This window comes from Hafnia alvei (genome assembly GCF_900095695.1).
Taxonomy (GTDB): domain Bacteria; phylum Pseudomonadota; class Gammaproteobacteria; order Enterobacterales; family Enterobacteriaceae; genus Hafnia; species Hafnia alvei_B.
Genome location: NZ_FMIQ01000015.1, coordinates 1 through 8471, shown reverse-complemented (window position 1 = coordinate 8471; position 8471 = coordinate 1). Strand labels below are relative to the sequence as shown.

The window sequence follows — 8471 nt, the reverse complement described above, 5'->3', positions numbered from 1 at the left end:
CAAATTCTTCTGCACATGACAAAAACAATCCATATGCCAAAGGTGCAGGTAAGACAACATGCTGTGGCAGTATCAGTGGGAAAACAGCAGAAGTAATATGGACCCTTGATATTACTCATGAGCAGTATCTCAAAGGTATGCGCCTGGAAAAACGTCAGGTTGTGATGCCACTGCCAGAAAGAAAATGGGGGGAGAATGATTTGCATGTCCATTTTTTACCCGGAGATAAAGTCTTACTAGGCTGGAGCGATAATGCCTGGTCGCCTTATGAAAAGCGCACTGATACGCTAGGTAAGTCTGCAAAGCAGGAGCAAAAGTGATGGATATCGAAAGTATTGTCGCAGCTGCCAGTCGAGCACAACAGGCTGATGAAGCCGGGTTGGGAAATTGTTCGCGGACATGGCATGTCGGTTTTTTCTTTGATGGCATTCATCGGAATATTGATCAGGATGCATCTGAACAAAAGCTTAGTAATATATCTCGCTTGTTTCGAGCTTTCCCCAGCATCCAACAAAATATGGATAGTGAAAGTTATGACGCATTTTATTTTTCAGGTCTTGGTACGCCATTTAATGAAGAACTGACAGAGAAACTGCATACCATAATGGACAGTGCACAAGGCTCTGTCCTCGATGATTTGAAAAACCAACCCATAGAAATTGCGAAAGATGCCGGCTTGGATTATTTGAAGGGGGGTAACTGGTGGGAGGTTTTACAAGACTCAGGGAAAAAACTGATAAGTCCTTCGGAATGGAAATCCCTGGCGGTTGATGGAGTTAAAAGCGCGGCAAAGAAAGCAGGCATCGAGGCGACTCCTTGGTTGCGTGATAATCCTGTTATTGCTGATATGTTAGTCACCGGTGTCGATACTCGAATAAATTCGGCTAAATTACGTTTTGAACGCTTCTTTGTACGAGCCAAAACAAATAGCCCAGTGCCGGTAAAGCTTATTTCTATTTCACTTTTTGGGTTTGATGTCGGAGCAACACTCGCTCGTAAATTTATTGATGCGCTGCTGGATGATATTTGCCAGAAACAGGGTGATAAATACACTTATCAAGGGGTCCCCGTAGAGATTATTTTTACAGGTTTGTTTGATTGTGCTCGCCATACCCCTGCCAGTAATAATAATGGAGTGGACTGGTTTATTTCTACTCTTGGGGGGCCAGTAAAGGGTATCAGCGTGCTTATGGGCGATAAGTCCGTTGAACAGGAATCGGCATTACCCGATGCGGTTAAAAACGCTCTACATCTGGTCGCAGCCCATGAAAACCGCCCATGGCGTAGCGTCTATTGTCTTGGTGGAAGTAATTATAATCATAAGGAAGAATTGTTACCCGGCTGCGCGGAGGACGTAGGAGGAGGTTTGAAGCCGAATGAACAAAAACCGAGTGCAGAACTTTGTCGGGTAGCCCTTCATCGGATGTACCGGGCCGCGACCATGGCTGGCGTCCCTTTCCCTGATTTTCAAGATTTGCAGGCTCAATCTGAGACAGTGGCCAGCTATTTCATTATGCAGGATAAGGTTGAGAACAAGTCCGTCGCCCAATGGACAAAGCTGTATCAGCAAGCGGTGCCTTTTAAGGCCGTCAGTATCGGAGCGCAGAACCGTCATCTGGACAGCTATATCGAGTGGCTTGGGCGGCAATATTATCAATATCGCTGTGAGTGCATAAAGTATGAAAAAAAACGCGGCGATATTTTAACTTCTGCTGGGGCTTCTGTCGGGATGTTAGGAATTTCATCACAGGCAAAAGAAGCCTCAAGACACTACCAGAATGAGCTTGATGTGTTGCACAAAAATTGGGGATGGCTGGACGATGTTCATGACGCCGCAATAAGAATGAAGAACAGTATGGAAAATCATCCCCATGATAAACGTATCCTGATTGTGCCTAATGTCTTTAGGCCTGCATTGAGGCGAGCGAGACGCTTTCTCGATTATGCTCATGCCGCTTACCTCGGTCAGCCTCAACCTTTCCCCGAAGATAACGCGCCATCAGAAATGTATGCCTGGTTTATTCATAGCAGACAAGCAATGGGAAAAGACGTTAACATTTCTCAGGATTTCTTGGTAATTCGTTCACTGGAAAAACCTGAGGCGTAAGCACCAGCTACTCTCGTTGAATAGTTACCAACAGTGCAATTCGCCTGCGCCAGTTTAAAGGGCCTTTGGAGCGGGGGGACATTAAATCCTGATAAAACAATTACCCTCAAAATAACTAAATCAGTAAATAAAGACGGAAGCCAACCATGCCAGGAAATACCCCCTCTCTGTGCGAGATGCTTTACGGTAACTTTGTCGGTGGTCTCGATTTACACCATGTCAGTGAAGAAAATCAGATCATCCTCTCCGTACTGGACAACATGCAACGCATCCTCAACTGCCGTGCCGGGACGCTAGCACATTTGCCGGATTACGGTCTGCCGGATATGACCAGAGCCGTCCAAGGGATGTCGGGAACGGCTCATGAGCTGATGAGCATCCTGTCGACCGTACTACTTAAATATGAGCCACGTCTGAAAAAAATAACCGTTGTCCTGCTGGAACAGAACGTCCCCGGTGAGCTGCACTATGCTATTGATGCTGAACTCAAAGGCGTTGGCTTGGTGCGTTATGGCACCGAGTTTATGCCCGAAGGGCGAGTGTTACTCCGACACCTTAAAAGTCAACAGTATCTCGACACGACAACTCGGATGTAAGGCCAGATAACACCATGTCAGTAAAATTAGAGTTCTTTAAAAAACTACAGGCCAGACAACCCGAACCGGCCTCTGCAATCAGTAAGAGTCAGGCTGATATTGTAGAGTTTCGCCTGCGAATGGTACAGCTTCAGGAGCAGATAGACGTCTGGCTGATGGGTACCGGACTGACGCTGGAGATGCTGACTACATCCGTCACGGATCTGCTGGTGGAAGGCGGGGCTTTTGATATCTCGGGGAGCATCCTGCGTTACGACGACCGGTCTGTAAAATTTATGCCGATATTTCTGTACGGACACGGTGTGGCGGGGTGCATGGAGGTTAGCTTGTGTTTCGACGGGAAGGTTATCCCGCAGCGTCGTTTATTTATGCGTGCTGGAACCCACACCCACTGGACCTGCACGTCAAAAGGGGCTTTATCCCTGCCTAATCGAATGTTCGATGAAGACGCATTTTTCGAGATGGTCGACGGTCTCCTATCCTGACTGCGCTTTTTCTCGCCTCATTTTCATCAATTAACGGACGGACATTCTCCGTGAACAATCATAAACACCTCAAAACTGGCGGTGACCCGCGTACGCTCGCGGACTATGCCTCTCTGCGCGATGAACTGAGCAAGCTTTCACATCCGGCACGTCCTGATGTGAACTGGTCTTATGCCGAAAAACTCTGTCTTTCCCTGTTTGAGCACAATGGTGTGGAGCTTCAGACGGCAGCTTGGTATACCCTTGCCAGAACGCAACTGGCTGGGTTGTTCGGTCTGAATGAGGGGCTGGCCATTCTGGATGCGCTGATTAGCCATCAATGGGGTGCCCTGTGGCCGCAACCGGTACATGCGCGTATGGACATTCTCAGCAGTCTGAGCCAGCGGATACAGCAGATGATGCGTACGCTCCCGCTGAGCTATAGCGACCTCAGCCAGCTTTATCGAGCGGAACAACTGCTAACCAGTCTGAGCGCGGTGCTACAACGCCTGGAGCTTAAACATCTCAGCCAATTTGACGCCCTGCGTACCCTGATGTACAGCAGCGCGGCTCGTCTGGAAAACAGTGACGGGCCCCCCAGCACAGGCATTGCCATTGAACAGGGGAAAGTGCAGCCTGCCGCGGTAACGAGTAGGTCAGGAATGTCTAAAGATACCCTGTCGGGTATGCATATTCCTGTGCCAAATGAATCGGTTGATACAGTTAAATGGGTGTATGTGGCGCAGTCCGAGCCTCAGCCGAATATCGCCGTGTTGACGCCGATACCAGCGTCGATAAAGCCTTGGAAATCCTTCGCTGCTGGAATGTGCACTATGCTGGTATTGGGTGCTGTCACGATAGGTGGCTGGCAGGCTCTACACCGACCAGACCCATTACAAGCCCAGCTCACCGCCTCGCTGGCACCACTCCCGATAACACTCACCTCCGCCCAACGAGCAGACTTACGCCAGCAAGTCCTGATGACAGATGACGTTATGGCGCAAACACAGCGACAACTGATTCAGCTTGCCCAGCTATCTCCGGACTGGAATGTGGACTACAGTCGCCAACTTGTTAAGCAGGCACAGGCGCTATGGCCAGAACAGGCTAAACCGTTGGCGCAGCAATGGCAGCAACAGGTTAATGCCAGCCTGCTTTCCACTGAAAACCTTAACGGCTGGCATCAGGGAATGATGGCGCTGAAGCAACTCAGCGACAGGTTGAATGCTCTGGATGAGCAGAAAGGCAAGTACATGACGGTCAGTGAGCTGAAGTCAGCCGTATTTAGCATGATGACGGATTTTCAGCGGACTGAGCCTGCCGAGGAGCAGCTTCGTCTGCTCCAGCTGCCGCCTGCTGATCCCGCTCAGCGCTCGCAACGTATTCAGAAGCTTGAACAGCATCTCCGGTCACAGATTTATACGCTGGCTCAGGAAAAGTACCGTGACGGAGACTAGGAGAGCTGGCAAGGCGGATAAAACAAAGCGCCACCGGAACCATAGGGCAGTGTGGACGCTTGCCGATATCACGTTCGTGGAACAACATTATGGCCAGCTCTCTCCCGTAGAAATAGGGGAAAAGCTGGGCAGAACTGCCAGCGCCGTGATTAGGCAGGCTTCTCTGCTGGGGGTAACCGATCGTGGCAACTGGAGTCAGGAGGAAAAAGACTTTCTGAAAAAGCATTATGGAAATCTGCCAACAAAAAAAATTGCCTCCAGACTGGGTAGAAGCGTCAGTGCGGTGAGGGCGGCAGTGGTCAAACTGGACCTTGGAACATGGAAAAACAGACCCTGGACGGAAATGGAACAGGTACTGATGCAGGAACACTACTGTGAAGGGATTGATGAAATAAATGTGTTGCTGCCAGGACGTACCCGGGAGGCCATTTTTGCCCAGGCCGCAAAAATGGGGCTGACGGAGACCCGGTTTTGGCAACCTGATGAAGACCGTGTATTAAGAGCTTTATACCCTGAATTCGGAGTTGCGAGGGTGCGGGAGAGGCTTCCTCATAGGACGATCCCTGCGATCAAACATCGGGCAACGTATCTGCGGCTGAGGTCTCTCAAAAGAAAGAACGATAATACGCATTAATTACTGGGTGATTACATGGTCAAGATTTGTGTTGATGGGGAAAATAAAACCCACAAAATTACCAACTGGACGTTATGGCTAGGAAATAATGATGGTGCGGTCATGCTGACCTGTCGTTTTCGCAGCGGGAAAAGATAGGTTTGACGTCAGGATTATCGCGCTTTTTTCATACCGTTTGGCTATGACTTGGAAGAACAACTTAGCTTCCTCTTGGCTAAAGGGGAGATAGCCGATTTCATCGATAATCAGCAACTTTGGGGCCATGACGCCTCAATGTATTGTGTTCTTATAGCGTCCCTGTTTCTGAGCGGTTGCACGCCGCATGCTAGAAGTTTATTGCAAAAATATGCATATACTGGTGATACGGCCTCATTTGGACATGTTTTGTCCAATCAAGCCAATTGGCCGAACGTTCCACAGGATAGATTTGATCGAAGGGTTAATTTTTATGAAAACTAAAATAATTTCATTCACATTGCTGATGCTTTTGTCTTTTTCAGGGGGGGCTGCTTTAAATCAAAACGAGAGTAAACAGCTTTCAGATATAAACTCCAGATCTAATAATAAAGTTACTGATGCCTTGAAGGAACTAGATAAGGCTGAGGTGGCGCAGGTTGACAATAATCCTGAGATGAAAAAACAGATTTCAGATCTTAGAGCGTCATGGGATGTGATGATCAATAAAAAATGCCAGTTAGAGACTTTTGAGTCAAATGGAACGGATGCCAAAACAGCTGATTTTAATCAGTGTCTCGCTAAAGAATATTTGAAAGAGACTGAGTATTTTAATGGCATGCTTCCTTAAGCTGCGGTAATGGGCATTGGTTTATAATGAATCGGGGCAATAGCTCTTGGTCCGGACTGCACTACGGTAGAAAGAATTAATTAATTTATATAATTTAATAGCGTTAGTCTGTAAGTGGCAGTTGCCCCCCCTCCAAACCCTCATAAATAAACACTGTATGTTATTTATAATAACCTTAGAAGGTTTCATATGTTAGCAATTATCCGAATTGGCGATAAAACGTAAGCGGCTCATCTGAACCGTATTGACGTTTATTCAGCAGTCAGGTCGATTTTCCATGGCAGCAGATCACGAACCCGATTAACTGGCCAGTCCTGGATATGGCCAATGACATACCGAAGCCATGCCTCCGGATCCACGTTGTTTAGCCGACAGGTACCGATCAGCGAGTACAGGATTGCTGCCCGTTCACCACCGCTGTCTGACCCTGCGAACAACCAGTTTTTTCGCCCCAGAGCGACACCACGCAGCGCGTTCTCTGCGATGTTATTGTCGATTTCCGCCCAGCCGTTACTGCAGTACTGGTTCAGCGCATCCCACTGTTTCAGCAGATAGGCGAACGCCTTCGCCGTATCTGAGTGGCGCGACAGCACCTTCATCTGTGCCTGTATCCAGTCGTACAGCGACTGCATCACCGGCACGGTTCTGGCTTTTCTGACCGCCAGCCTTGCATCCGCCGGGCTGCCGCGGATCTCCGCTTCGATGGCGTACAGCTCACCGATACGTTTCAGTGCTTCAGTCGTCATATCGGTGGGGATGCGGGCGTGGACGTCGTGGATTTTCCGGCGGGCGTGTGCCATACACGCCGCTTCGGTTATGCGCCCATCCTCGTAAAGCGCATTGTAGCCACCATACGCATCGGCCTGCAGGATACCGCTGTATCTAGCCAGATGTTGTTGTGGATGAACACCTTTGCGGTCCGGTGAGTACGCGAACCAGACCGCCGGTGGCATCTGTGAACCCGCATTGCGGTCATTGCGCACGTACACCCACAACCGGGCCGTCCGGGTTTTGCCGCTGCCCGGCTCCTGTACCGGCACCGGGATGTCATCGGTATGTACCTTCCCCGGCATCAGTACATACTGGCGCAGCAGATCCCAGAGCGGCCCCAGCAGTTCGCTCACCGCACCGGACCAACGTCCCAGCGTGGCACGACTCAGCTCCACGCCCTGTCGGCGGTATATTTCCAACTGCCGATAGTGAGGTGTGTGTTCCGCGAACTTCGCTGTGACGATGCGCGCCAGCAGACCGGGGCCGGCGTAGCTGCGCTCAATGGGTTTTGACGGCATGGAGGCCTGAACGATGTGGTCACACCGGCAGCAGGCCAGTTTTGGCCGCTGCGTTTCGATAACCTTAAAGGCGCTGCTGATGAGCTCCAGTTGCTGCGATATATCGCAGCCCAGCGGGCTGAGCTCCCCACCGCATGACGGGCAGGCCGTTTCCGCTGGCGGCAGCATGCAGGTTTCACGCGGAAGTGATGCTGGCAACGGTTTGCGGGCAGAAGACTGGCGCAGCGGCTGTGGTATAACCGGATCATGCTGCTCACCCAGCACCTCCGCCATCTCTTCCTGCAGGGCAGTGATACGCTCCTGCGCCTCACACACCTGACGTTCCGTTTTCTGGCGCAGTTTTTCCGAGCTTTTGCCGAACTGCATACGCTGCAGTTTGACGACCAGGGCTTTCAGCCGGTTGATTTCACTGGCATAAGCCGCCACCCGCTGTGAGAGCACGCGGTTATACTCCGCCATCTGGTGAAGGCTTTGCTGCTGAGCGTCCAGCAGTGCCCGAAGTCGGGCATTTTCGTCGAAGAGTGAGCGATCCATTCCCCTACATTACAGCAGGTTATATGCGTATTCCAGGGCGTTCTGTCCGTTGCGGATGTTTCCAGTTTATGCCTTCCAGCAGCATGGACAGCTGCGCCGGTGTCAGATGAACTTTGCCGTCACGGGTCACCGGCCAGACGAAGCGTCCGCGCTCCAGGCGTTTGATGAACAGGCACAGGCCATCCTCATCGGCCCACAACACTTTAATCATGTCGCCACGGCGGCCACGAAAGATAAAGAGATGACCACTGAAAGGGTTGTCTTTCAGGATATTTTGCACTTTTGAGGCCAGTCCATTGAAGCCATTACGCATATCCGTTATACCCGCGACTATCCAGATGCGTGTTCCTGCAGGCGGCGCGATCACAGAAGCGTTCCTTTCATTTCGGTGATGAGCATGCGAAGCAGTGCAGGCGTCAGCGAGCCGGAGATCCTTAGCGTACCGGCAGGCAATACCAGTTCACAACAATGACCTTCACCGGATGGCGACAACTGAATGGGAGGCCGGCACTCAGCGACTATGGCATTGCTGGTTTCAGACACCACGACAGGCAATATTGCTGCGGTATCTGTCGTGGCGACCAG

8 protein-coding genes and 4 pseudogenes are annotated in these 8471 nt (G+C 50.5%); 8 read left to right on the top strand and 4 right to left on the bottom strand.

Annotated elements, in window-relative coordinates; all coding sequences use genetic code 11:
- From BN1044_RS05740 to BN1044_RS24290, 7 genes and pseudogenes are all read left to right on the top strand, one after another.
- Positions 1–320: pseudogene (locus BN1044_RS05740) on the top strand (DUF3304 domain-containing protein); the annotation flags it as partial.
- Entirely contained in the window at positions 320–2107 is a 1788-nt protein-coding gene (locus BN1044_RS05735) for a DUF2235 domain-containing protein (RefSeq protein ID WP_072307909.1), read from the top strand. The pseudogene BN1044_RS05740 and the gene BN1044_RS05735, both read left to right, overlap by 1 nt.
- A 146-nt stretch (positions 2108–2253) precedes the next feature.
- Positions 2254–2703 carry a type VI secretion system baseplate subunit TssE gene (tssE, locus tag BN1044_RS05730; protein ID WP_072307908.1) on the top strand — a complete coding sequence of 150 codons (450 nt, stop codon included), beginning with the start codon at positions 2254–2256 and terminating at the stop codon, positions 2701–2703.
- A gap of 14 nt (positions 2704–2717) precedes the next feature.
- Entirely contained in the window at positions 2718–3188 is a 471-nt protein-coding gene (locus BN1044_RS05725; RefSeq protein WP_072307907.1) for a hypothetical protein, read from the top strand.
- A 50-nt stretch (positions 3189–3238) separates the two neighbouring features.
- Positions 3239–4624 carry a VasL domain-containing protein gene (locus tag BN1044_RS05720; protein WP_072307906.1) on the top strand — a complete coding sequence of 462 codons (1386 nt, stop codon included), beginning with the start codon at positions 3239–3241 and terminating at the stop codon, positions 4622–4624.
- 49 nt (positions 4625–4673) lie between these two features.
- Positions 4674–5258: a hypothetical protein gene (locus BN1044_RS23555; RefSeq protein ID WP_175421588.1), complete on the top strand. Its 585-nt coding sequence runs from the start codon at positions 4674–4676 to the stop codon at positions 5256–5258.
- A gap of 15 nt (positions 5259–5273) precedes the next feature.
- Positions 5274–5393: pseudogene (locus tag BN1044_RS24290) on the top strand (AAA domain-containing protein); the annotation flags it as partial.
- On the opposite strand, the pseudogene BN1044_RS05710 reads toward BN1044_RS24290, so the two are convergent.
- Positions 5352–5582: pseudogene (locus BN1044_RS05710) on the bottom strand (ATP-binding protein); the annotation flags it as partial. The pseudogenes BN1044_RS24290 and BN1044_RS05710 overlap by 42 nt on opposite strands.
- 124 nt (positions 5583–5706) lie before the next feature.
- On the opposite strand from BN1044_RS05710, the gene BN1044_RS05705 reads away from it, so the two are divergent.
- A complete protein-coding gene (locus tag BN1044_RS05705; RefSeq protein ID WP_139130893.1) occupies positions 5707–6063 on the top strand; it encodes a hypothetical protein in 357 nt (118 codons plus the stop codon).
- Between the two features lie 251 nt (positions 6064–6314).
- Here BN1044_RS05705 and tnpC read toward each other — a convergent pair whose 3' ends face one another.
- From tnpC to BN1044_RS23830, 3 genes and pseudogenes are all read right to left on the bottom strand, one after another.
- Positions 6315–7886: an IS66 family transposase gene (tnpC, locus tag BN1044_RS05700; RefSeq protein ID WP_072307904.1), complete on the bottom strand. Its 1572-nt coding sequence runs from the start codon at positions 7884–7886 to the stop codon at positions 6315–6317.
- 19 nt (positions 7887–7905) lie between these two features.
- Entirely contained in the window at positions 7906–8253 is a 348-nt protein-coding gene (gene tnpB, locus BN1044_RS05695) for an IS66 family insertion sequence element accessory protein TnpB (protein WP_072307903.1), read from the bottom strand.
- Positions 8250–8471, bottom strand: a pseudogene (locus tag BN1044_RS23830) (hypothetical protein); the annotation flags it as partial. The gene tnpB and the pseudogene BN1044_RS23830, both read right to left, overlap by 4 nt.

Excerpts from the sequence above, each read along its gene's own strand:
- tnpC (WP_072307904.1), bottom strand. The coding sequence starts at position 7,886 with ATGGATCGCTCACTCTTCGACGAAAATGCCCGACTTCGGGCACTGCTG.
- BN1044_RS05735 (WP_072307909.1), top strand. The coding sequence starts at position 320 with ATGGATATCGAAAGTATTGTCGCAGCTGCCAGTCGAGCACAACAGGCT.
- BN1044_RS05705 (WP_139130893.1), top strand. The coding sequence starts at position 5,707 with ATGAAAACTAAAATAATTTCATTCACATTGCTGATGCTTTTGTCTTTT.
- tssE (WP_072307908.1), top strand. The coding sequence starts at position 2,254 with ATGCCAGGAAATACCCCCTCTCTGTGCGAGATGCTTTACGGTAACTTT.
- BN1044_RS05725 (WP_072307907.1), top strand. The coding sequence starts at position 2,718 with ATGTCAGTAAAATTAGAGTTCTTTAAAAAACTACAGGCCAGACAACCC.